We start from the raw sequence: 23,029 nt of genomic DNA, 5'->3' as shown, positions 1-23,029 counted from the left end.
AGTTGTACGACCGACTCCTCCGGCCACATCTCCCGCGAAAAATCGGGGTATTCAATGGCGTCGCCGTTCGTCACCCGAAACTGCTTGACGCGACGGACGAAAACTGGGCTCACAAACCGGGGATGGTAGAAGGGATTGCCCGAGTCGTCGATCCATGTGACACTGTCGTTGAGATAGGCTCCGGAATGGGCGTATTGACTGTTCGAGCGGCCAGAGAAACGACCCGACACGGGAGAGTCTACGGCTTCGAAGCGGGGAAAGACCGCGTGTCGTGGGCTCGAGAAACCGTGGAACTCAACGACGTGGACGAGTGGACATCAGTCACTCACGGACTGGTTGAAGGCGGAGACATGGTCTGGGGGAAAATGGGGGAGCCGAAACGACTCTCAGTCGAGGAACTTCCCGACCATGATGTGCTCATTACTGACTGTGACGGAGGTGAACGGCCGATCCTCAATGGACTCACACCAGATACTGTCCCCGACGCAGTGGTGATTGAGTCACACGGGATGCACGGTGTGCCGACCGAATGGGTCCGCGATCGACTTGCAGCTCTGGGCTTTACAGTCCAAAACGTTCGCCCGACCTCTACGGAAACATCTCCCGACGAAGATAATATGGCAGTTGTGGCAACCCGGGAACGATCAGAGAGACAACAGTGATGCTCCGGGGGAGGGAATTACGAACCTCGTATCGCTACACTCACCAACAATGGTCGTGAGAGGAGAAGGGTGAGTGCCGGAGAGGATGTCAGCCATAGCGTGAGGGGCACAGTCGATGATGTCGAGTTGTGGCTCTGACATACTCGGACACGCGAGGGAGCACGAGCAGGAAGCGTAGCGTGGGAGGAGAACGCAACAGACTGCCACATTGGTACGACTCTTTGTGCCATGCTGGGACGCTTTCGGACGCTGTGCGTCCGCCGTGACACGTGGGGAACGGTCCTTCGTCGAGTCGTATCTCTGCCTATCACATACCGAACTAGACGTTTTCTAGCCGCTTCCCGTCCACAGCTGCGAGAAAATCTGTCGATCGCCGGGCCAACATATCCGACACAGTCTACAATGTCGTCGTACAATTCCCTAGGTCCCAGTATCCGTCAAGGTCATAACCGTTCACTCAGGAGTCCATACCGTACCGATGAATCGCAACGTCGTCCTGCTCGTGCTGGATACTGTCCGGAAAGACGTATTCGACGAGCGGGCTAGCGGTATCCGTGAGCGGTCAACGCTCTCGTTTGAACGGGCCTACGCCCCCAGTTCGTGGACTGTTCCGAGCCACGCCTCGATGTTCACCGGTCGCCTTCCCCACCAGCACGGTGTTCATGCACATAATCCCGATTACCGCGCCCTTTCCCGTGAGGATACATTTCTCTCGGATCTACCTCACCGCCACGTAGGGGCCAGCGCAAACAGTTTTCTCTCGGAACGGTTCAGTTTCGATGCGTGGTTCGATGACTTCGCCCACCTTCACGGGATGGAGGACCTTCTCCCGGGCGGAATCGACACGGCGGAGTTCATTCAAGAATATGACGGTCCTGCAATCAGTCGCCATCTCGCGTATCTCGGTGAGGCCCTCCGAGAGTCGTCTCTGACCCCCAGTCTCGCCAATGCTATGTATTTGAAAATGAACAACGCCACCCTGGGCCGGCCTGTTCCCCGACTGGGGGACTACGGGGCGCGAGCGACACTTCGGGCCGGTCGTCGACTTGCGACTCGTGAGGAACCGTTCTTTCTGTTCATCAACCTCGTTGATGCTCACGCCCCTCACGAGAGACTCCGGTCATACGATACGAGCGTTTCACTTTCTTGGACATCGCGCAAACACAGCGTTTGGGAGGTGAACAATCGTGGGCTGGAACAGTTCCCGCAGTATCTAGACCGGTTTTCCGAACTGTACGGCTGTGCCGTAGAATATCTTGACCGACGGGTTTGTCATTTTTTGGATCGCCTTCGTGAGGCAACTGCCGAGGATACCACTGTGATCGTCACTGCTGATCACGGGGAAGAATTGGGTCGTGAGTCAGAACGAACGTTGGGTCACAAGATACCCTCCGCAGCGATCACCCACGTTCCCCTAGAGGTAATCAATCCGCCGAAGGCGTTGGAGATGGGCACTCTCCAAGAGGTGGTCTCGTTGCTCGATATAGACGTGTTGGTCTCCGGAATCGTGAACGGAGAACGGATATCACTGGAGCGCAAGATCGCTCCGACGGAACGCCTCGGTGACGTTCATCCGCCCGAGCAGCGTCGCGAGTTCTGGAACCGCGGTATTCGAGTCGCGTATACTGACTGTGATTCCTACGAGTGGGATACAACTGGCGCACGCCACCGGTATCGCGTCGAACGGAGCACTGAACACCGTATCGACGACGAGGCGAAGATCCCCTCGTCTGTGTCCGACGAGTACGTCACGGATCTTGAAACCGCAAGGAGAGAGGCCACTTCCGGTGGTGGCCGACTTGCCGACGCTGTCGACGATCGTACCCGGGATCGGCTGGAAGATCTTGGCTATATGTAATTCTATACTCGAACCTGACTGAGCCAGTCGAATCCATATACCCATCTATCGCGCGTATTCTCCTGGAATTTGGGGGCATACCAATCACCGAGCGTCGTGTCTACTTGTACCGTTCTAGAAAGTCCGAGAAGATTCCAGAGGCGGTCACTCGAAGAGTCGGCGAAACAGTCAGCAACACTACCACGTAAACAAGTCCACCCACACCGACAAGCCCCACCACCTTGTACCACTGGTTGAGAGTGAATAGCTGGCGACTGCCCCATACAATTGCACCCATCACCATTCCAGCTCCGGCTTGTTCGAGGAACGGTCGAGTAATCAGAATCGGCCTGTCAGTCAGCTTCGTGACGACGTAGGTCCGGCTCAGATATACGAACGTTTGTGTCAAGACCGTCGCGACGACAATGCCTATCGGTCCGTACAGGTACAGGAGGCTGATGCCAAGACTCACGTTCAACACGAGCCCAGTCAAGGAGATACGAAAGTTCGTTCCGGGTCGGTTGAGCCCATGGATGACCGAGGTCCGCGGTGTCGTTTGCGTGACCAGTAACTGGTACAGTGTGAGACCGGCAAGGAAGAGTCCTGCCCCAGCGTACTGGTTGCTGTAGACAGTCACGACAATGGTTTCGCCGAGTACGACGCTCCCAATAAAGAGGGGTATCGCCAGGATACTGCTAAACGACAGTGCGTTCCGGAGATCAGTATTCCACCCCTCCCCACGGGATTCAAGATTCGATATTCGCCCCATCAGACCCGTCGTGATGACTCCCGAGAGGAAGATAGCGGGCATCGAAAGCGACAGTGAGACGCGGTAGTCCCCAGCGGCACTCGCGGTTGCCAGCCACCCCAGCAGGACGATGTCCATCTTCGAAAGAGTGGTGCTGACAAGTCCATTTGGAATCGACCACTTGGCAAACGTCATGATCGATCGAAGTGAATCGACTGAAGGCCTTCTCGGCCGGACGTTTATCCATCGATAGATCAGCGGAATCGTCAGGAGGGCGGCGAACGCCGTCCCAGCGATCATCCCCCAGACCTCTAGCCCGAGGAGGACGAATCCGACCTGTAAGAACACTTTGAGTATCGTTCGGACGACTTTCGACCATGTAGATAGCGAGAAGTTCTCACGACCAGTGAGGATGGTCTTCAGTGCTCGATATGCAGACATCGGAACGAGCAGAACAGGGACTGCTAACGGAAGCAACGCATTTTCACTTACCAACGTTAGCACGACGAACGCGAGCGGGGCACCGAATACGGCTGTTACCGTCACTGTCAGGAGCACTGATCCTATCGCCTCGTGTTCGTCGAAGCTCGTTTCGGTAAGACGTTTCTTGCAGGCCGCGGCCCAGCCGTTGACGGGATTTTCGAAGAAGTTAGAGACAGCGAGGGCGACGTAGAAGAGACCGTATCCGCTTGGGCCAAGCGTACGGGCGAGAATCACAGAACCGGCGAGACCGACAACGGCCGTCACAACCTCACCGACGAACCCAAGACTCACCTGCAACCCGAACTCAGTATCACCGACTTCTTTGTCACTCATTGGTTCACATTCGGTCCATCAGAACCGCTATAACGGCCGTTTCTCAGAGGCTATACAGTCACTGGTCCGTACCGGTAGTACAGACCGTTTCGTCGGCGATACAGCCTTATCTTCGAATATTTCGATTGTACGCTCGTTTGTGTCTGCGTTGTCGTACGTCGGGAATCCGACGACGAAGTGCGTCGGTCTTTCCTTCCGGGAATTCATACCTTGTACCCGAGGCCGCGGAGTCGTTCGTCGACGACCTCTTCGTCGGTTTCGACCGACGTGACCGAACCCGTCTCGACTCGCCGACGCTGGCCGTGTTCCGAGACGGCCCACGGGACTGTCACCAGATCCGGATGCCGTACTCTCGACGGATGCATGTAGCCTCGGATGGGGAAGGGACATAGCCACTCTCCGAATAGTTCGCCATGGTCTGCGGTGAATATCGACCGTCCACTAAGTTCCTCGGCTAGCTGTGTCGCGTAGTGGTAGACGTACTGGAGGTTCTCCTCATAGGCTTCCCAGACCTCTTCCCGTGTGACTTTTCCCTCGCGGATGGCACCGGGATGGAGGTCGTCGTCTATTTCTTCACGTCGTGTACCATCGGCGTTCCCACAGACTGGCGCATGGGGCTGGAAATAGTGAACGATGAGCCGTTTGTTGGGATACTGTTCGTGCATCTGGCGGGCAACCTCGTTAACCCTATCGGGGTGGACAGTCCCGTTCTCAGCACTGTCGACTTCCCCAAGGACGATGTTACTCTTGAGTTCCGACTCGTCGACGTCGAAGTCGTCGACCCAGATATTGACGAGGTCGTGGAAGTTGTCCGAGGCAGTCTTGGCAATCCAGGGATTACCCGAAAGATAAACCGTATCGGGAAACTTTCGACCAGTGAAGGTTGCTTCCATCCATTCCGGACTAGACGATCCCGGTGAGACGACGCGTTCGTACTTGTCGAACTGGTCGATGCCGATGGTATCCTCGAACATATCCGCGCGGCAGGCATCGAGAATGAGGAGATTGTCCCAGTCTTGGTCCATGTAGTTGATACCACTTTGCCTGTGTATCTTCCCGATAGCCGGCCCAGCGACGCGGGAAACGAATCGCGTGTGCCACCACCCAGGATCCCTCCAGTGCTTCCGTATCTGTTCAAGTGCGTATCTTACCTTCATGATTCAGTCCCGACGACGTGCACCATCATCCCGCTCCGCCAGCACTCACGCTGCTTCACGTTCTTTGACGTCTCGTTCACTGCGTAGGAGAGTTTCATACGATCACCCTATTACGTCGCGGCTTTCTAATCACGATTGTGAGGGAAGTAAGTACTGAGTCAATAGATACTTTTCTAATCACGGCGAAATGAACAGTGGGTGCCGGATCAAGAGAAATGTCACAGACAGTCTCCGTCGTCACTCCAGTCTACGACGATCACCACCTGCTCGACAGGGCCGCAGAGAGCATCCAAGCCCAGACGTACGACGATGTCGAGTGGGTTATCGTGGACAGTTCTGGTGAGGATCACGTCAAGTCGCGTGCCGATACATACATCCATCAAGCGCCGCGTGGTGTCTCGGCAGCCAGGAACGCCGGGATGCGTGCGGCTTCGGGTGAGTACATCGCCTTCCTGGATGCGGATGATTGGTTCACGGAGGAGAAACTTTCACGATGTGTCGAAGCGGATGCAGATTTCGTCTACACCGACGTGATCGAACATACTGGGGACACCACGGAGTTTCGACCAGCCATGTTACTAGACTCTGAGGATCCTCACGTAGACTTCTTCGTGAACGACGGTATCACTGGAAACATTGCAACATCCTCGATCGTCGTAACAGCCGATGTAGTCGATGATAAACAGTTTCCCAGTGATATCAGTGGTGGCGAGGACTACCACCTGTGGACCCGTGTGCTCCGTGACGCTGCCACAGTAGCACACATTCCGGAGGCGCTAACCCACGTTCGGATGCGGGACCGCTCGCTGAGCTCCGATGTGGAAATGATGTACCGCAACCGGATGAAAGCGATAGATTCACTGGAAGAGCAACTCCCCGAGATCGAGGCGTCCTCCGACGACCGACGGATCGTCGAGCGACGATCTCTATCACGTCAAAGTATTGAACTTTCTAAGCGTCCGCACCGTGACGTTCTCCTCAGAAACATACGGGAGGGTGACATCAAGTCGGCTGTCCTACTGCTCATCACGTTTCTCCCGGCCTACAGAGCAGAAATTCTCAGAAGGCTCAGCTAACTGTAGAGGTCCTTGTGGACCTCCGCCACTCTACTCATCGAGTGTTCGCTCCGATAGCGCTCGATCTCGTCAGTGAAATCCCGCTCCAATGCCTCACCCACCGTGGTGAGTCCTGCCTGGATATCGCCCTTCGGATAGGTCAACGGGAAGCCATACTCGGATTCTAGCTGCTTGAACCGATCAAGGTCCGAGGTGACCACCGGGACGTCGTACGCGACACACCAGTTGATGATCCCGCTCTGGGTAACGACATTGTACGGCAGTACGGCGACGTCCATGGCACTAAACAGCCTGTGGAAGTCATCTTCGTCCAAGACCCCGGTCATCTGCATGCCGTCCGGAATCCGTCGACGGATACCGTCGGCGTAGCTCCGGTGGGAGTCGTCCTGGGCGCCGCCACCGATCATGAACGTGTACTTGTTGGACTCCCGGGCCATCTCCACTACGTCTTCGAATCCCTTTTGGGGACGGACGTAACCCGGTCCGACAACGAGTGTCTCGTCTGGATCGACGCCGAAGTGCCGTTTCGCTTCCGCCTCGTCGGTGTGACGGACGTCAGTCTGTACGCCGTGCGGGATCACCCGTGCGTTCACGTCGGCTGTCTTCCGGAACTCCTCTAGCGTCTCCTCGGAGAGAAAGAGGCCTTCGTCCGTGATCGCCGCGAGCAGTCGGTTGTTCGCGGTGACGTAGATCCGTTTCAGGTTCTCCAGCGGCGGATCGACCGTGTCGTCGGACCACGCGCTATGGAAGGTAGTGATTACGGTGACGTCGTCGATCTTTCGTTTCGCCCAGATCGCCAGCAGAAACGGCCAACTCCAGACCGATTTCGGGCCGTAAATTCCGTATTCGTGCTGGAGGTGAATAGTGTCGCTGTCATCGCGGAAGATAGCGATGCCACGGCGGATGTAGTCCAGCGGGTTCCGCGACCGGAGTGGGACCCCGAATCGCTCGATGTCAACGTCCATGGATGACTGTAGAGACGACGTATACGTTTCGATCCCGCAGTCCTCCCTCTCGGCCGTCGCAATCATCGTCACCTTGGGTAGGGACATCAACCGATCACCTCCCCGGTCATGGTCTGCAGACCCTGTTCGGTTCGAATCCGTCGAATCGATCGCTCACACGGATCAGACCGCCGAGCGGAGTTGAGGGTTGTTCCGCGGCCCCCCCACCACGCCCCGGAGCATCGCGGTCGGTGTCCGATACAGCGATACGTTGTATCACCGTCCATGAGATTCCGCTCATAGCATAATAAGGGTTCTGCCAATATGTATTTGGAAGCGAACGATGTGTATATCCCTTCTCTGGCATAGGTGTGGGGCCATCGCAAGCAATTCTGTTCATGATACAGGGAACCAGTGGCACAATAGCCTGTGTTAGCCTCTCCAATAGAACGCCGACAACTGGTTGTCGATCGACTTCCGCAATCGTGTTTCAAAACGACCACTACCGAATTGATCGTCTATCCTGGCAGGTTCAATGGTTACCTCTTCGTTTTCCAGGCGCCGTATCGCCGATCGAATGTCGCCCGAAGACCCGTCGTGCGTATACCCGTTTTCCCCATCAGTGACGTACATCTCGGGGAATCCTTCGTCCCGAGCCAGCACGGCCTTGCCGCTGGCGTTGGCCTCGATTGGGACAATACCGAAGTCCTCGTTGCGCCCATTGAATACAACTGCACGACAGTTGGCCAGCAGGTCGTACTTCTCGGACTCCGGAACGAAACCGTGGTACTCCATATTCTCGGCGCGGTGGATGCGGTCGAGAACGGAGTGTTCGACGTCACCTTCGCCGCCGGCGAAGACGATTCGATGGTCCGTCCCGTCGAACGCCTCGACAATCTCGGGAACGCCTTTTTCCTCATCGAGTCGACCGAGGTGGAGGTAGTACCCTTCGTCTTCACCGACGTAACATGCCTCAAGATCGACAGGAGGATAGACGACTGTCGAATCCCGTTCGTAATATTTCCGGAGTCGACGGGCCACCACGGGACTGTTCGCCAGGTAGTGGTCGACACGCGGATCGATCGCCACGTCCCGCGTTCGGAGATGTCTGATGAGCGGTCGGGCGAGCTGTCCGACGATCGAATCCTTCCGATCGTGATAGAGGTCGTAAAACCACCGCGGAGGGGAGTGGCAGTAGTTCAAATGCAGCGTGTCGTCCGGCGTGATGACTGCCCGGGTCGTCGAGCCTGACGTGATCAACACGTCGGGATCGCCGAAATCACGCCAGTCGATGTCTTCCCACAGCGCGTATTCGAAGACCCGATCCGCGCGGCTCTGGAGACGACGCAACGGCCATGGGGACAGCGACGGCAAGACATCGTGGAAGGACACCTCACCATACGGATTGGGGGTATCCGGTGACGGCGTTCCCATAGTATAGATCGTGTTCACGTCAAGCGCGTCGGCCATCTGGGTCACGAGGTACTCGGCCCCTCCCCACGTGTTGACGTGCCAGTGGGCAATAGCGATATTGAGGTCCTCAATCGAGAGATCGGCCATATCCTGATCTGTACCGGTCGATCAAAAAGTCTGTCGTCAGCGATACTTCGTCATCCCATAGAGGTAGCCTGTTCCAACCACGGCTGTCAACACGAAGAGCATCAACAGCTGTACCCCTTTCTCGACTGAAGGGTCCTTGAGAAGTTCAGCGATACGGTCCGGAGTGTATTCCCCGAATAATGCCCCGAGAAAGTCCGATTCTTCGTCACTCGACTCTCCAATAAGGACTTCCATCGCTCGCTTCGAGTACCCCTGCCAGAATGCTCGATCGAGCAACCACTTCGGATCAGTCCGGTATTCGAAGACCTTGTGTGCGACTTCGGCCCGCGGATTGTACCAGACGCTCTGCCCGTGCTTCTGCCGTAAACGCGCACATAATTCAGTTTCGCCGCCCTGGAGATTAGCGTCACCCTGGCGACCCCCGATCTCGGTATCGAACCCGGCGAGTTCTAGAAAGACGTCACGCCGAAAGGAGATGTTCGATCCGAACGTGTTGCGCACCTCGCCAACCGCATCCCTGTCACCGTCAGGCCCGAACCCGCGATGGGTTACTCCAACGAGCCAGTAGAACTCCTCGGGCAGATAGTCGGGCTTGCCAGCTACCCATTGCGGTACCATTTTGCCGCCGACTGCGAGTGCATTCTTTTCCTCGTATCCTCTGACGAGTCGCTCGATCCAGTCAGGTGCGGCAATCGCGTCGTCGTCGAGGAAGGCGACTACCTCGCCGGAGGCCGCCTCGGCCCCAGCGTTTCGGGCCTTGAGCAAGCCCTGATTCTCCGTAAGCCTGACGAGCGTTACGTCGTCGTCCTCGCCGAAATCAGTCCGGAACTGTTCGAAAACCGCATCGCTGCCGTCGCTGACGAGTACCAACTCTACGTCGTCGTACGTTTGGGACTGGACGCTCTCGGCCGCTTCGGTGAAATCGTCGTAACGGTCGAGCGTGTGCGTACAGAGGACGACGGAGACACGCATGTACTGTGATGGGCCAGTCTACGAGATAATGGTTGGCTTTCGACGATCCAGGCGGTCTATCGATCCAACCCTCGATATGACCATCCGGGGACTTCATAAGGCTTATGCGCGCGTTGGCAGTTTCCACGCCTAATGAGTCTACGGAGGGTCTTCGATAGATGAGTGTGCTGGACGAGCGGTTCACCGACGATTCGGTCGCTGGACGGGCGGTCGACTGGCTGTCGACGTGGTATCACGTCTTCGTCGTTGTCGGCCTGTTCGGCTTCATGTTCTGGCTGCGGGCGCGAACGTGGGAGAATTTCGTCGTCGACGGCAATATCCTCTTCAGTGGTAACGACGCGTGGTATCACCTGCGGCAAGTCTCCTATACGGTCACGAACTGGCCGAACACGATGCCGTTCGACGCCTGGACGGAATTCCCCTTCGGCACGTCAGTCAGCCAGTTCGGGACGTTTTACGATCAGCTCATCGCCACCGCTGCCCTGATCGTCGGACTGGGCAACCCCAGCGATCAGTTGATCCGGATGGTCCATCTCTTCGCACCGGCAGTCTTCGGCGCGGCGATCGTCGTCCCGACGTATTACCTGGGGAAACACGTCGGCGACCGGATCGGAGGTGTGATCGCCGCGGTGCTGGTCGCGCTCTCGGGCGGTGAACTGCTGCGACGGAGCCTCGTGGGGTTCTCCGACCATCACGTTGCGGAGGTTTTCTTCCAGGTGATCGCCGTTCTTGCCATATTGATCGCCCTTCGCGTCGCCCAACGGGAGAAGCCGGTCTACGAACTCTTCGTCGACCGGGACTGGGAGTCGTTGCGTCGTCCGCTTGGATGGAGTGCGATCGCGGGCGCGGCACTCGCCCTCTACATGTCTGTCTGGCCACCGGGCACCCTCCTCGTCGGCATTCTCGGAGTGTATGTAACTCTCCAGTTGCCGCTTGCCTATCTCCGCGGTGAGAGTCCCGAACACGTCGGAATCGCCGCTGGTACTATCTTCGGCGTCGCTGGCCTCCTCTCGTTAGCCAGCTTGGATTCCGTCGGACTCGGGATGACCGAAACCTCGCTGGTCCAGCCTGGCCTGGCGATCGCCGGTGTGCTGTGGGTCGGTGCCCTCTCCTGGTTAGCCCGTGTCTGGGACAGTCGAGATCTGGACACCTGGCAGTATCCTGTGACCGTCTTTGGCAGTCTCATTGTCGGTGTCGGTCTCGTCGCAGTCCTCTTGCCGGACGTGTTCTGGTACTTCGTCGATCAGCTTCTCCGGTTCGTCGGGTTCGCCTTCAATCCACACACCGGGTCGGCCGTCACCGTCGGCGAAGTCCAGCCGCTCCCCATCGGACAGGCCGATACGTTGATCTCCTGGCTTGGGATCACGCCACTGATCGCGGGGATCGGCGTCGTGCTCGCGCTCGCCCACCAGTACACCGACGACGAACTCGACCCGGCGTACCTGTTCGTGGCCCTGTGGTTCGTGCTCTTCGTCGCCGCGACGTTCACCCAGCAGCGCTTCGCGTACTACTTGACCGTCCCGGCGGCGACGATGACGGCGCTTGTCGTCACGCGACTGTTCCGGTATCTGCGTTCGTTCAGCGAGACCGACGGTGTCGAAACGTACCAGCTATTGGTCGTCGGCAGTGTGGTCGTGGCACTCGTCGTCCCGATGGTCTTTCTCGCTCCGACCGCCCTCGATCGCTCCGCACAGAACGGTCCCGGTGGTATCCAGGGCTGGCAGAGCAGCCTCGAGTACATGGAAACCGAGACGCCGGCAGTCGGCAACTACGGCGGCGCCGGCAACGCCGATCAGATGAACTTCTACGGAACCTACGAGCGCACGGACGACTTCGAGTACCCGGATGGCGCCTACGGCGTGCTGTCGTGGTGGGACTACGGGCACTGGATAACCCAGGAGGGGGAACGGATCCCGGTCGCAAACCCGTTCCAGGGGAACGCACGCCAAGCAGCATCGTTCCTTATCGCGCAAAACGAATCCCAGGCCAGTGACGCCCTCGAGGTAGTGAGCGAGGAGACTACCGACGCCCAGACTCGATACGTGATGGTCGACTGGAAGATGGCGACGACCCACGGCGGGTACCCCGGTATGGCCTGGGGGAAGTTCTTCGCACCGCCGAATTTCGTCGACGGTGTCGACGAATCGACGTACTTCCGGCGGGTTCGCGGACTCGCCCAGACCCAGCGGGGAACCTCCCTCACAGGCAGGTACTTCACCGTTCACAAGCAGGCCTACTACGAGACGATGGTCGTCCGGCTGTACCGCTATCACGGCAGTGCGGCTTCGACGACCAACGCGATGGGGACCGCGCTGCCCAGCGGTCAGATCCCGGTCGTCGACTGGGAGGATACGGAAGTAGAACTGACCGACGGAAGCCAGGCCACCTGGCACATCCCGGCCAGAAACCAGAACGGTTCGGCACAGTCACTGCGGCTGTTCGACAATCGGACCGCCGCCGAACAGTTCGTCGAGCAGGACGGCACGGCCCAGATCGGTGGTCTCGGGAAGATTCCCAGCGAACCTGTCCCTGCCCTCCAGCACTACCGGCTCGTGCAGGTCGACGACATGAGTCAGAACCCGTTCATCGCGAGCCAACCCGGGCTGGCCCAGTTCGCGCGCAACCAGCAGCTCCAGTCGGGTGTGGATACCCGACAGCTGACCAGCTTTGCGGAGCCGTACTCCGCCTGGACGAAGGTCTTCGAACGCGTACCTGGGGCGACCGTCGAGGGTGAGGGACCGGCGAACGCGAACGTCACGGCGTCCGTCGAGATGGAGATACCGAACAGCAACCAGACGTTCAGGTACCGGCAACAGGCCGAGACCGGTCCGGACGGGCAGTTCTCGATGACGCTCCCTTACTCGACCGAGGGCTACGAGAACTGGGGTCCCGAGAACGGGTACACGAACGTTAGCGTTCGCGCGACGGGCCCGTATCAGTTCACGGTCGGCGGTAGCTTCAACGAGACCGGCTACCTGATCCAGTACACGGGGCAGGCAAACGTCACCGAGGCACAGGTGATCGGCGAGGACGAGTCGCCCGTGACTGTCGAACTGCAGCGACAGCAACTCGGACAGATCGGCGGCGACGAGGGTGAAGACGGGGGCGAGACGGGGGACGGAGACGGCAGCACTGACGGGTCCGGGAACAGTACGGACGGATCTGAGTCGCTCCCCGCCGATCCCTCGGCCACGATAGACGAGCGTCGGTTCGTCGAAACGGCTCCGGGCGGGACAGTTCCGATCGAACCGTGACGGACCGACAGCGGGATCGACCGGGTGTTCGAGCGTGGTTCGTCGTCTACCTGAAAGGCGTCGCGATGGGGGCCGCCGACTCGGTCCCGGGCGTCTCGGGTGGGACGATCGCGTTCATCACCGGCATCTACGAGCGGTTGATCGCGGCCGTCGCCGCGTTGGATCCGCGAGCGGCCAGACATCTGCTCCGGATTCACAGCACGAAGGGGAGACAGTCTCTCAAGGGTCACCTCCTCGCCATGGACATCCCGTTCCTCGTGGTCCTGGGGACGGGCGTCCTGACGTCGATCGTTGCCGTCTCGCGTCTCATGCACACGGCTATCACGACCGCTCCGGGGCTGACGGGAGCCTTCTTCTTCGGGCTGATCGGGGCCTCCGCCGTCGTCCTTCGAGAGTTACTCGCGCTCGATTCTCCCGGTCGCGTCGCCGCCGGCGTCGTCGGGTTCGGGACCGCGTTTCTCGTTGCGGGGGCAACGCGGGACACTGGCGGGGGCGATCCGATACTTCCGATCGTCTTCGGTGCCGCGGCGATCGCGGTCTCGGCGATGATCCTGCCCGGCGTCTCGGGCGCGTTCTTCCTGTACCTCTTTGGCCTCTACGAACACTTCACCGGGGAACTCAAGGCGTTCGTCGACGGACTCATCGGACTCGTCACCGGGACCTGGACCGTCGAGGAGGTGCTCGCGCCGGCGACGACAGTCGCCGTGGCGGGCGTCGGTGGTCTGGTCGGGCTACTGGCGTTCGCACGGCTGATCCGATGGGCACTGGACAACTACAGGGCCGCGACGCTGACGTTCCTGATCGCCCTGATGGTCGGCTCCCTCCGGAAACCGGCCGGCGACGTGCTCGGGGCCTCGGCGAACGCAGGACCGATGTGGCTGGCTGGCGTTCTCGTGGCCGGAACTATCGGGGCCGGCGCAGTCCTCGCGCTTGATCACTCCACGCAGTCGCTAACGTATTGACGATCACGGCCAGATACGGAGAGACTCGATTTCATCATTTTCAGATCAAACTCATCCTCTCACCAAGGTATATGGTGATCGAAGAACATGGATTGATATGGGGTGAAAGAATGAGCAGTACCGAGGATTCACCAGCCGAGGAATACGGGAGCGTCGAGATCAACGATCGTGGTCGACTGACGATCCCAAAGGAGTTGCGTGAGGCACTACAGATCGATGCCGGGACCGAGTTCACTGTCGTCCGGGAGGGCGGAGATATTCGACTCGTTCGGGACCTTCCCGAGTTACAGACGCTCACTGCGGGTAAATCGGACGAGGAATGGGCCGAGGATGCGTTCCGTGACGCCGGTGAGGCGACGTTCGGGGGACGGTAAATGCGGCTCGTTCCCGACGTCAACGCGCTCGCGATACAGTTGATCGAGGACCATCCGGGACACAGATACGTTGCCGAGCAGCTCGTGCCCGCGCTGCAAGGTGAACACACGCTGGTGTCGTTCGGGTACCTTCCACTCCGCGTCCAGTGGGTCCTGGAAGATCTGGACTTCTCGACGGTCGAGGCACGGAACGCGGTCTCGTCGCTGTTGGAGTACCCCCTGGAGTCCGTGGTTGTCGAGACGCGAACAGTCCAGCGAGCCTACGAGATCAGCGCCGAGAAGAACCACGACGTCTACGATTGCTTCTACATCGCTATCGCCCGGGAAGCGAATGCGGACCGGATCGTCACGACCGATCGTGACTTCGAGGCACTTTGCGAGGACGAGTCGTTCGAATACACGAACCCCGTCCCCGAGGACGTTCTGAAGAAGTTCCACCGCTTTTGAGGACTGGGTGGAACGGTCTTCGGACTGTTCTCAGTACCGATCGTCTCGAAGCCTTTTCCCGACGACCGGGCGGACCCAGGTTATCGAGACGCCGTCCCGCGCCGGTCGGCTCGAACAGTCCCCTCCCGCGTCGTGTCGTCGGATCGATAGCGAACCGAGTCGGTAGCGTTTTCCGCGCAGTGGGCCTGCCTCGGGACATGCGCATACTCAACTATCTCGATTTCGAGCGGTATCTTGGCTCTTCCGGGATCACCACGGCGGCCAGTCATCAACGGACCGCGCTGGCCGAGCAGGGCGTCGATGTGGAAACGTCGCCGTGGGACGGTCGCAACCCGCTGACGGCCGGCCTTTCGCATCTCGGTAGCGGTTCACCGTGGACTGAGTTCGACGTGGCCCACTGCAACCTGATCGGCCCGGGGTCGATCGCTGTCGCGAGACACGCAAAGCGCCACGACATCCCCCTGATCCTGCACTCTCACGTCACCGCGGAGGACTTCCAGGAGAGTTTCCGTGGATCGAACCTCGTCTCCAAGCCCCTCGGCACCTACTTGCGGTGGTTCTACTCCCAGGCCGACCTCGTACTCTGTCCCAGTGAGTACACCGAGCGCGTTCTGGAGTCGTACCCGGTGACGGCCCCGATCATGCCGATGACCAACGGCGTCGACTTAGAGAGTCTGGAAGGCTACGAGAAGTTCCGCGCCTCCGCCCGCGAGAAACACGACCTCGACGGCGTCGTGGTCTTCGCGGTCGGGCAGGTCTTCGAACGCAAAGGGCTGAGCACCTTCTGCCGGGTTGCCCAACAGACCGACTACGAGTTCGCGTGGTTCGGTCCCTACAGCACGACGCCGCTGGCCTCTTCGACGGTCAAGCGCTGGACCACCAACCCGCCGGAGAACGTCACCTTCACCGGCTGGGTCGAGGATATCCGCGAGGCCTACGGTGCGGGAGACATCTACCTGTTCCCCACGAAGACGGAGAACCAGGGTATCGCCGTCCTCGAAGCGATGGCCGCCGAGAAAGCGGTCGTCATCCGGGATATTCCGGTCTTCGAGGAGTTCTTCACCGACGGCGAGGACTGCCTGAAGGCCGAGACGGACGCGGAGTTCCGCGAGGCCGTCGAACGACTGGCCGAAGACCCCGATCTCCGGGCACGCCTGGGGGAGAACGCCCGCGAGACTGCCGAGGAGCACAGCCTCGACCGGGTGGGCGAACGACTGGTCGACATCTACGAAACGCTGCTCGAAGGCGACGATCCGACGACGGGCTGAACTCTGGCGGCGGTCTGCTGTCGGAAGGGATCGACCGTACAGCACACGGATCGCGAATATCAAGTATCGGCACCCCGTTCCGGAGATCAATGAGCAACGATTCATCCCCGGATAACGTGCTGTTCGTTGTGCTGGATACGGTCCGGAAGGACCACCTCTCTATCTACGGGCACGACCGGCCGACGACCCCGAACTTGGCCGAATTCGCCGAGGACGCTCGGATCTACGAGCAAGCTGTCGCGCAAGCCCCCTGGACCGTTCCTTCCCACGGATCGATGTTCACGGGTCGATATCCCAGCGAACACGGCGCAACTCAGGAGAATCCCTACCTCGAAGGGGAGACCACTCTCGCCCAGTCGCTGTCAGCGGCCGGCTACGAAACGGCTTGTTTCACCTCTAACGCCTGGATAACTCCATATACGCACCTCTCGGATGGCTTCGACGAGCAGGACAACTTCTTTGAGTTGTTGCCGGGAGAGTTCCTGTCGGGGCCGCTGGCCCGAAGTTGGAAGGCGCTGAACGACTACGAGGTCCTCCGGAAAGCCGTCGCCGGGCTGATCAACGTCGGCAACTACTTTCATAAGTACCTCGAGAGCGAGGGTGACGACTCCAAAACCCCGAAAGCGATCGAGAAGACGAAGGCCTTCATCGACAGTACCGACGATGACTTCTTCGCGTTCGTCAATCTGATGGACGCCCATCTACCCTATCACCCACCCGAGGAATTCCGCACGGAGTTCGCGCCCGGCGTCGATCCCGACGAGGTTTGTCAGGACACAAAACTGTATAACGCTGGGGCCTACGATATCGACGACGAAGAGTGGGCAGCGATCCGGTCGCTGTACGACGCCGAGATTGCCTATATGGACCACCACGTCGGCCAGTTGTTCGACTGGCTGAAAGAGACGGGTCGCTGGGAGGAGACGGCCGTTGTCGTGTGTGCCGACCACGGCGAACTGTTCGGCGAACACGATATCTACAGCCACGAGTTCGCGCTCTACGAACCGTTGATCAACGTTCCCCTGCTGGTCAAACACCCGGACTTGCCGACCGGTCGGGACGCCACACAGGTAGAACTCCTCGACCTCTATCACACGGTCCTGGACGTGACAGGCGTGGATCCACTGGGAACCGAGTTCGATCCGACGCGGTCGTTACTGTCCGCGGAGTACCGCCAGTTCAGGGACGGTGCATTCGCCTTCGCCGAGTATCACTATCCCGTGATCGAACGGGAGAATCTGGAGACGAAGGCGTCTTCGGAGGGGATCGAGATTCCCGAGAATTCCCGGTTCGACTCGCGGATCCGGGCTGGGCGGACGCCCGACGCGAAGTACATCCGAAACGAATGGATTCGTGACGAGGCTTACCGACTGGACGACGACCCCGGGGAGGAACGGGACTTGATCGACACCGACGACCCGGAGAATGCGAGGGTCGAGGCTGCTCTCGAACGCTTCGAGGAAGCAGTCGGAGGCGAATGGAAGGAAGTCCAAGGTGGTGACGTCCTGGGGGACGTCGGCGCGGAGGCCAGAGAGCAACTCGACGCACTGGGATACGTCGAGTGATCGGGACGCACCGGGTACGGGACTGTTCGCTGTCCCGAGATAGTCACTACTAACTGCACCCCCTGGGACAGAGGTAACTACCGATGGAGACAGTCATGGTCCTGGTACGGTCCTCCGTGCACGTTCTGGGGGTGAGACGCGATGGTCGCTGAGGCGGGTTTCTTCGCGGTCGAACTGTTACTCGTGGCCTTCGCGGGCGGGGCGATCGGCGCGGCGATCGGCGGCACCGCCGCTCTGAGTCTCGCTGGATTCACGATCGTCGTGGGCGAAGCGGGCAACTACCTGGCCGGTGCCACACCGGGCGATCCGGCTGCGACGGGTCTGACGGCCTTGATCGGTTACGGCCCCGCGTTCGGTCCACATGTCGCCTTCGCGGGTGGCGTCGCGGCCGCGGCCTACGTTGGCCGTCGGGAACGTCCCGATTCGGACTTCCCGTTTCACAACGCAAAGGACGTTTACCGGGCGATCGGCGTCCGTCCGGACGCGATGCTAGCCGGCGGTGCGTTCGGTGTGGTGGGTTACTGGATCGCGACGCTCGTCTGGACTGTCGGATTGCCCGTCGACCCGGTCATGACGAGCGTCGTCATAACGGGGCTTTTCGCCCGCGTCGCCTTCGGCTACCCACTCGTCGGTCAGATCCGCAACGGCATTCTCGACATGTCTCCGTACGAGCGCGGGGAGATCAGGACCGCCCTGTCGGGCGACGACGAGGGCGACGGTACCGTTCGCCCGGCGGTCGAACCGTGGGCGACCCAGCAGTACGGCTGGCAGGAACAGGCGGTACTGGGACTGGTTGTCGGGATCTTCGCGGCCTACGTCGCTTCCGTTACCGAGAGCTACTACCTGGCGTTCGGGATCGCCGCAGCGTCGATGGCGTTCCTGGTGATTGGGGAGCGACGGATCCCCGTCACCTACCATCTTGCCCTCCCCGCGAGCATCGCCGCCCTGTCGTTGCCCAGCGCGGGGGCGGAACTCGCGCTGCTGGTCGGAGCGGTGTTCGGCGTCGCGAGTGCGCTCGTCGGCGAACTCGCCGGACGCGTGCTCTATGCGCACGCCGACACGCACGTCGACCCGCCGGCGGTCGCGATCGTCCTCACAACGTTGCTGATCGGCCTGTTGACGACGTTCGGGATCTTCAAGCAGGGCCTGATTCCCGCCCTGTGATCGTGAGGGTACAAACGACACGAATTGTTCACAGAATGCGTTCGCAGCATCTCTCGGAGAACGACTTCATGAGTCGTGAGAGCACTGACAACGTTCGTTACCGGGCGGGCCGATCAGAACTCTTCGACGCCAATCCAGCGGTCCCCGGGCCCGCGCGGACACCACGACCCGTGACGCTCACGACAGGTTTCGTCCATCGCCCAGCCACAGACGCAGCGTTCGCGTTCCGATGGATCGAGCGGTCGTCGACAGAGTTTACACTTCGTTGTCATTGAGTGTGGATATGACATCGAGGAATATAATTGTACGTGTTCGATCGCTTTCCGGACGGGGCGACGACCCCTCATACGGATTATTGTAGATTATTTTCCGATGACGCAGACCCGGGGGTCGACGGATACCGATACATCACGACAATAATCCGTATCAGACGTCCGCGACGGGGTTGTACGCCCCGTTGATGTCCCACTCGTGGAGACAGTGGGGCTGTCCGCGTGTGGCGTTTTCCTGGTCAGGAACGCGCCAGACGCCCAGATCTTCGTCCCAGACTTCCGTCCGCCCGCAACGCTCACACTCCCGCTCGGTCGGCGGTACGATCTGTATCATAGTACCCTCTACGTGTCGCTGCTTATCAAGCCCGCGGGACAGACCGTTTCCGGTGGTCTCGAACCCGCGACTATGGACACTCGCCGAGCGTGGCTCCGGCGATTTGGCATGGCGAGTACACTCGCGATCGTCGGCTGTCAGGAGGAGACGACGACAGTATCGGCGAATAATCTCGCGTTCGGTTCGCCGGCGTTCGACGACAACGGTTCGATCCCGGAACAGTCCACGGCCGACGGAGCGGACCGTTCGCCGCCCCTGACGATCGAGTTCGTCCCGGACGGCACCGAGACCGTGGCGCTGATCGTCGAGGACTCGGACGCGGACGACTTCGTCCACTGGGTGCTCTGGGACCTACCGGGGACACGGCGGGAGATCCCCGAGGGACTTCCTGCATCCGGGACAGTGCCGAGGATCGGAGACGCCAGGGGACGAGCGACTTCGGGACTGTCGGCTATCGTGGATCCGCCCCGCCGGAAGACGACGGTCCTCATACGTATCGGTTCACGATGACTGCGCTCGAATCGGCGCTGTCGATCGAGCCGAGATCTGGACGATCAACCGTGCGCTCCGCGATGGACGGCACGCGACTTGGACAGACCACGACAACAGCGACCGACGATCGTTGATTGACGGTCACGAACGCGACGGACGAGTACCAGCCCAACGATTGACCGTCACGGATACGGCGGACGGACAACGGCTCGACGTTCGAGGGGGAACGTACCTCTCGCAGCCTCGATCACGGCCCGGAGCGGTCGCCGCTCGTCCGACGAACCGGCCGAGCAGTCGGTTGATTCGGGGACGTGAAACCGGTGGACTTTCACCGTCGTCCGGCCGTTTTTGTCTACAGGGTTCCGATGACGGACATGGGCCACCACACGTTCGACGCTGACGGTGCCGAACGGCTGGAGGACGAGTCCAGATACGCCTATCTCTCGGTCGATGAGTTGCTCGCCGCGCTGGATCCGGGGCCCGATGATCGAGTCGGCGACCTGGGGAGTGGCACGGGATTTTACACCCGTGCGATCGCGCCGCAGGTCGGGCGGATCCTCGCGCTCGACCTCCAGCCGACGATGCACGCCGCCTTCGAGGAGTTCGGTGTTCCCGTGACCGTCGACCGGGTGACAGCGACGATCGACGCGATGCCTGTCCGGATGGACGCACTCGCCGGCGCCTACTCGACGATGACCTACCATGAGTTCGCCAGCGACGAGGCTCTGATGGAACTGACACGGGTCGTCGAGCCGGGCGGCCGAATCGTGATCGCGGACTGGTCGGCGTCCGGGGCTGGCGATCGTGGGCCACCGCTGTCCGAGCGATACGATGCCGAGACCGTCGCCAGACACTTCGAAGACCACGGGTTCGACCTTGAACGCGTCGCGGACCGCCGTGAGACGCTCGTAGTCGTCGCCCGGAACCCAGCGGAGCCAACCCGACAATCGTAAGGAACTCGGGACTGGTAGAACGGACGATGAGCGACCCAGTCGGGGAACCGCCGGACACGTCGGGGCAGGGATCGATCCGTCTGGTCGGGACTGCCCACGTCTCCGAGGAGAGTGCCGAGCGCGTCAGCGAGACCATCGAGTCGGAACAGCCGGACATGGTGGCCGTCGAACTCGACGAGGGCCGCTACCGACAGCTCAAAGGGGAGTCCCCCGAGGACATCCAACCCAGTGACCTTCTGGAGGGCAACACCGTCTTCCAGTTTCTGGCTTACTGGATGCTCTCGTACGTTCAGGCGCGGCTTGGCGACCGCTTTGACGTCACGCCCGGCGCGGACATGATGGCGGGCGTCGAGACTGCCGAGGCCGAAGGGATCGACGTGGCTCTGGTCGACCGGAACATCCAGACGACGATCCAGCGTTTCTGGCGACGTCTCACTGGCATGGAAAAGCTGAAACTCTTCGGGGGCATGCTCGTCGGCGTTGCCGGGCCCTGGACGGCCGCCTGGACGATCGGCCTGACCGTTGGCCTGTTCGTGGCCGTCATCGCCACCATCCTGGGTGGCGTCTCACTGGTCGGCTCGATCGGTGCTCTCGGACCGCTGGCGGGCGTGATCGACGTCCTCGGTGTGGCCCTCGGTGTCGGGGCGCTGCTCGCGATCCCGCTCGCCTTCGCGCTCACGAGGAGTGCCGGGGACGACATCGAAGACGTCGAAGAGTTCGACATCGAGGAGCTGACTGACACTGACGTCGTCACGGCGATGATGGAGGAGTTCCGGCGGTTCTCGCCGGGCGGAGCCGAGGCGCTGATCGACGAACGCGACGCATACATCGCCCACCAGTTGTTGGGGCTCCGAGAGGCTGGGGCGTCGGTCGTCGCCGTCGTCGGTGCGGGCCACCGCGAGGGGATCGAACGGTATCTCGAAGACCCCGAGACGCTCCCGCCGATGGATGAACTGACCGGGACCATCTCCGGACGGAGGTTCTCGGTGTACAAGCTGTTGGGGTATCTCTTCACGCTCGGGTTCGCTGCGTTCTTCCTCCTGTTGTTGCTCGGCGGTGCCGAGCAGGGATGGTTGCTGCGGCTGTTCGCGCTGTGGTTCCTCGTCAACGGCGTTATCGCCGCCGGACTGGCCCGGCTGGCGGGCGCCCACTGGACCAGCGCGGGGGTCGGCGGCGCGGTCGCGTGGTTGACCAGTGTCAATCCCCTGCTCGCGCCGGGTTGGTTCGCCGGCTACGTCGAACTGCGTTATCTCGACGTCAACATCGGCGACATCAACAGACTGAACGAACTACTCGACGATCAGGAGTTGCCGATCCCGGAATTACTCAGACAGATGCGGGAGGTGCCGTTGTTCCGGTTGATCCTCGTCGTCGCGCTGACGAACGTCGGGAGCTTCATCGCTAGCGTGCTCTTTGCGACGACCGTCCTCCCGGTCATGTTCGCGGAAGTCGGTGGCGTCGACCAGGTTGCCACACACATGCTCGACGGGGCTCGTAACGGTGCAGAGCTGCTCTGGGGACTCGTGTCGTGACCATGCAGATCCGATTCGGCCGACGCGAACTGCTGGATCTGTTCGCCGCCTGGATCGCGCTGAGCGTCGCGTTCACGCTGTTCCTCAACCCCTACTTGCTGCAGGGTGCGACCGTTGGGCCCGTCGAGGAACTTCTCATAACGTTCGCCCGACAGCTCCTGACGAGCCTGGGAACGGTTGGCGTCGCGTTTGTCCTCCACGAACTCGCACACAAGGTCGTCGCCGTCCGGTTCGGCCAGATCGCGGCCTTCCGGGCCGACTATGGCATGCTATTTTTGGCCATCGTCTCCGCGCTGGCCGGGTTCATCTTCGCCGCGCCCGGAGCGGTCGTCCACCGGGGTCAGATCACGCTCCGGGAGTCCGGGTTGATCGCACTGGCTGGCCCGGTGACGAATCTGGCGCTCGCGGGCGCGTTTCTCCCGGTCGCGCTGCTGACCGGCTCGACCGTGAGCGACGTCGCCGCCTTCGGCGTCACGATCAATCTCCTGTTGGCCGGGTTCAACATGTTGCCCTTCGGACCGCTTGACGGGAAGACCGTCCTTCGCTGGAACCGCGTGCTCTACGCCGCCGTGGCGGTCCCGTCGATCGTCCTCGCGGTAGCCGCCCTGCTCGGCCCCGGGTTGTGAACTGCACGCGATCG

Annotated in this window: 21 protein-coding genes and 1 pseudogene; 15 read left to right on the top strand and 7 right to left on the bottom strand. The window is 60.5% G+C overall.

Annotated elements, in window-relative coordinates; genetic code table 11:
* Nucleotides 1-2 precede the first annotated feature (2 nt).
* Both E3374_RS14455 and E3374_RS14450 read left to right on the top strand, forming a co-directional pair.
* Nucleotides 3-662, top strand: coding sequence for an SAM-dependent methyltransferase (locus E3374_RS14455; RefSeq protein WP_169051867.1), 660 nt, complete (start codon nt 3-5; stop codon nt 660-662).
* A 478-nt stretch (nt 663-1,140) separates the two neighbouring features.
* Nucleotides 1,141-2,520 carry a sulfatase-like hydrolase/transferase gene (locus tag E3374_RS14450; RefSeq protein WP_136689667.1) on the top strand — a complete coding sequence of 460 codons (1,380 nt, stop codon included), beginning with the start codon at nt 1,141-1,143 and terminating at the stop codon, nt 2,518-2,520.
* 100 nt (nt 2,521-2,620) lie between these two features.
* On the opposite strand, the gene E3374_RS14445 is transcribed toward E3374_RS14450, so the two are convergent.
* Together E3374_RS14445 and E3374_RS14440 are read right to left on the bottom strand one after the other, a co-directional pair.
* Complete coding sequence (locus E3374_RS14445; RefSeq protein ID WP_136689666.1) at nt 2,621-4,063, bottom strand: oligosaccharide flippase family protein; 1,443 nt, start codon at nt 4,061-4,063, stop codon at nt 2,621-2,623.
* A gap of 203 nt (nt 4,064-4,266) precedes the next feature.
* Nucleotides 4,267-5,088: an alkaline phosphatase family protein gene (locus tag E3374_RS14440; RefSeq protein ID WP_136689665.1), complete on the bottom strand. Its 822-nt coding sequence runs from the start codon at nt 5,086-5,088 to the stop codon at nt 4,267-4,269.
* Nucleotides 5,089-5,435: 347 nt separating this feature from the next.
* On the opposite strand from E3374_RS14440, the gene E3374_RS14435 reads away from it, so the two are divergent.
* Nucleotides 5,436-6,296, top strand: a complete 861-nt coding sequence (locus E3374_RS14435) for a glycosyltransferase family 2 protein (protein ID WP_136689664.1) — start codon at nt 5,436-5,438, stop codon at nt 6,294-6,296.
* Here E3374_RS14435 and E3374_RS14430 read toward each other — a convergent pair.
* The 3 genes from E3374_RS14430 to aglG all read right to left on the bottom strand — a co-directional run bounded on the left by E3374_RS14430 (nt 6,293) and on the right by aglG (nt 9,772).
* Nucleotides 6,293-7,348 carry a glycosyltransferase gene (locus E3374_RS14430; RefSeq protein WP_136689663.1) on the bottom strand — a complete coding sequence of 352 codons (1,056 nt, stop codon included), beginning with the start codon at nt 7,346-7,348 and terminating at the stop codon, nt 6,293-6,295. The two genes, E3374_RS14435 and E3374_RS14430, sit on opposite strands and share 4 nt — an antisense overlap.
* A 324-nt stretch (nt 7,349-7,672) precedes the next feature.
* Complete coding sequence (locus tag E3374_RS14425; RefSeq protein ID WP_136689662.1) at nt 7,673-8,800, bottom strand: glycosyltransferase; 1,128 nt, start codon at nt 8,798-8,800, stop codon at nt 7,673-7,675.
* Nucleotides 8,801-8,836: 36 nt separating this feature from the next.
* On the bottom strand, nt 8,837-9,772 hold the full coding sequence (aglG, locus tag E3374_RS14420) for a glucosyl-dolichyl phosphate glucuronosyltransferase (protein WP_136689661.1): 936 nt from the start codon (nt 9,770-9,772) through the stop codon (nt 8,837-8,839).
* Between the two features lie 158 nt (nt 9,773-9,930).
* On the opposite strand from aglG, the gene E3374_RS14415 reads away from it, so the two are divergent.
* The 7 genes from E3374_RS14415 to E3374_RS14385 all read left to right on the top strand — a co-directional run bounded on the left by E3374_RS14415 (nt 9,931) and on the right by E3374_RS14385 (nt 18,806).
* Complete coding sequence (locus E3374_RS14415) at nt 9,931-13,026, top strand: oligosaccharyl transferase, archaeosortase A system-associated (RefSeq protein WP_136689660.1); 3,096 nt, start codon at nt 9,931-9,933, stop codon at nt 13,024-13,026.
* A complete protein-coding gene (locus E3374_RS14410; protein ID WP_248299499.1) occupies nt 13,023-13,988 on the top strand; it encodes a DUF368 domain-containing protein in 966 nt (321 codons plus the stop codon). The genes E3374_RS14415 and E3374_RS14410 overlap by 4 nt, the downstream gene beginning before the upstream one ends.
* Nucleotides 13,989-14,098: 110 nt before the next feature.
* Complete coding sequence (locus E3374_RS14405; protein WP_136689659.1) at nt 14,099-14,362, top strand: AbrB/MazE/SpoVT family DNA-binding domain-containing protein; 264 nt, start codon at nt 14,099-14,101, stop codon at nt 14,360-14,362.
* The gene (locus E3374_RS14400) at nt 14,363-14,809 is read left to right on the top strand and encodes a type II toxin-antitoxin system VapC family toxin (RefSeq protein WP_136689658.1); all 447 of its coding nucleotides are present in this window, start codon (nt 14,363-14,365) and stop codon (nt 14,807-14,809) included.
* 197 nt (nt 14,810-15,006) lie between these two features.
* On the top strand, nt 15,007-16,077 hold the full coding sequence (locus E3374_RS14395) for a glycosyltransferase family 4 protein (RefSeq protein WP_136689657.1): 1,071 nt from the start codon (nt 15,007-15,009) through the stop codon (nt 16,075-16,077).
* 89 nt (nt 16,078-16,166) lie between these two features.
* Entirely contained in the window at nt 16,167-17,642 is a 1,476-nt protein-coding gene (locus E3374_RS14390; RefSeq protein WP_136689656.1) for a sulfatase, read from the top strand.
* 141 nt (nt 17,643-17,783) lie between these two features.
* The gene (locus E3374_RS14385; RefSeq protein WP_136689655.1) at nt 17,784-18,806 is read left to right on the top strand and encodes a hypothetical protein; all 1,023 of its coding nucleotides are present in this window, start codon (nt 17,784-17,786) and stop codon (nt 18,804-18,806) included.
* Nucleotides 18,807-18,919: 113 nt separating this feature from the next.
* On the opposite strand, the gene E3374_RS17260 is transcribed toward E3374_RS14385, so the two are convergent.
* Nucleotides 18,920-19,078, bottom strand: a complete 159-nt coding sequence (locus E3374_RS17260) for a hypothetical protein (protein ID WP_169051866.1) — start codon at nt 19,076-19,078, stop codon at nt 18,920-18,922.
* Nucleotides 19,079-19,232: 154 nt separating this feature from the next.
* A complete protein-coding gene (locus tag E3374_RS14380) occupies nt 19,233-19,412 on the bottom strand; it encodes an HEWD family protein (RefSeq protein WP_136689654.1) in 180 nt (59 codons plus the stop codon).
* Nucleotides 19,413-19,484: 72 nt separating this feature from the next.
* Between E3374_RS14380 and E3374_RS14375 the strand changes: the two are divergent.
* From E3374_RS14375 to E3374_RS14355, 5 genes and pseudogenes are all read left to right on the top strand, one after another.
* Nucleotides 19,485-19,796 (top strand): annotated as a pseudogene (locus tag E3374_RS14375) (YbhB/YbcL family Raf kinase inhibitor-like protein); the annotation flags it as partial.
* The gene (locus tag E3374_RS18110; RefSeq protein WP_136689725.1) at nt 19,748-20,038 is read left to right on the top strand and encodes a hypothetical protein; all 291 of its coding nucleotides are present in this window, start codon (nt 19,748-19,750) and stop codon (nt 20,036-20,038) included. The pseudogene E3374_RS14375 and the gene E3374_RS18110, both read left to right, overlap by 49 nt.
* Before the next feature lie 240 nt (nt 20,039-20,278).
* Nucleotides 20,279-20,857: a class I SAM-dependent methyltransferase gene (locus tag E3374_RS14365; RefSeq protein ID WP_136689652.1), complete on the top strand. Its 579-nt coding sequence runs from the start codon at nt 20,279-20,281 to the stop codon at nt 20,855-20,857.
* A gap of 26 nt (nt 20,858-20,883) precedes the next feature.
* A complete protein-coding gene (locus E3374_RS14360) occupies nt 20,884-22,389 on the top strand; it encodes a TraB/GumN family protein (protein ID WP_136689651.1) in 1,506 nt (501 codons plus the stop codon).
* A gap of 2 nt (nt 22,390-22,391) precedes the next feature.
* Nucleotides 22,392-23,015 carry a zinc metalloprotease gene (locus tag E3374_RS14355; protein WP_136689650.1) on the top strand — a complete coding sequence of 208 codons (624 nt, stop codon included), beginning with the start codon at nt 22,392-22,394 and terminating at the stop codon, nt 23,013-23,015.
* The last annotated feature ends 14 nt before the right edge of the window (nt 23,016-23,029 follow it).

Source organism: Halorhabdus amylolytica (genome assembly GCF_004944975.1).
GTDB classification, from domain to species: Archaea; Halobacteriota; Halobacteria; order Halobacteriales; family Haloarculaceae; genus Halorhabdus; species Halorhabdus amylolytica.
The sequence above is the reverse complement of the archived record's forward strand: the minus strand, read 5'-3'. Positions and strand labels throughout refer to the sequence as shown.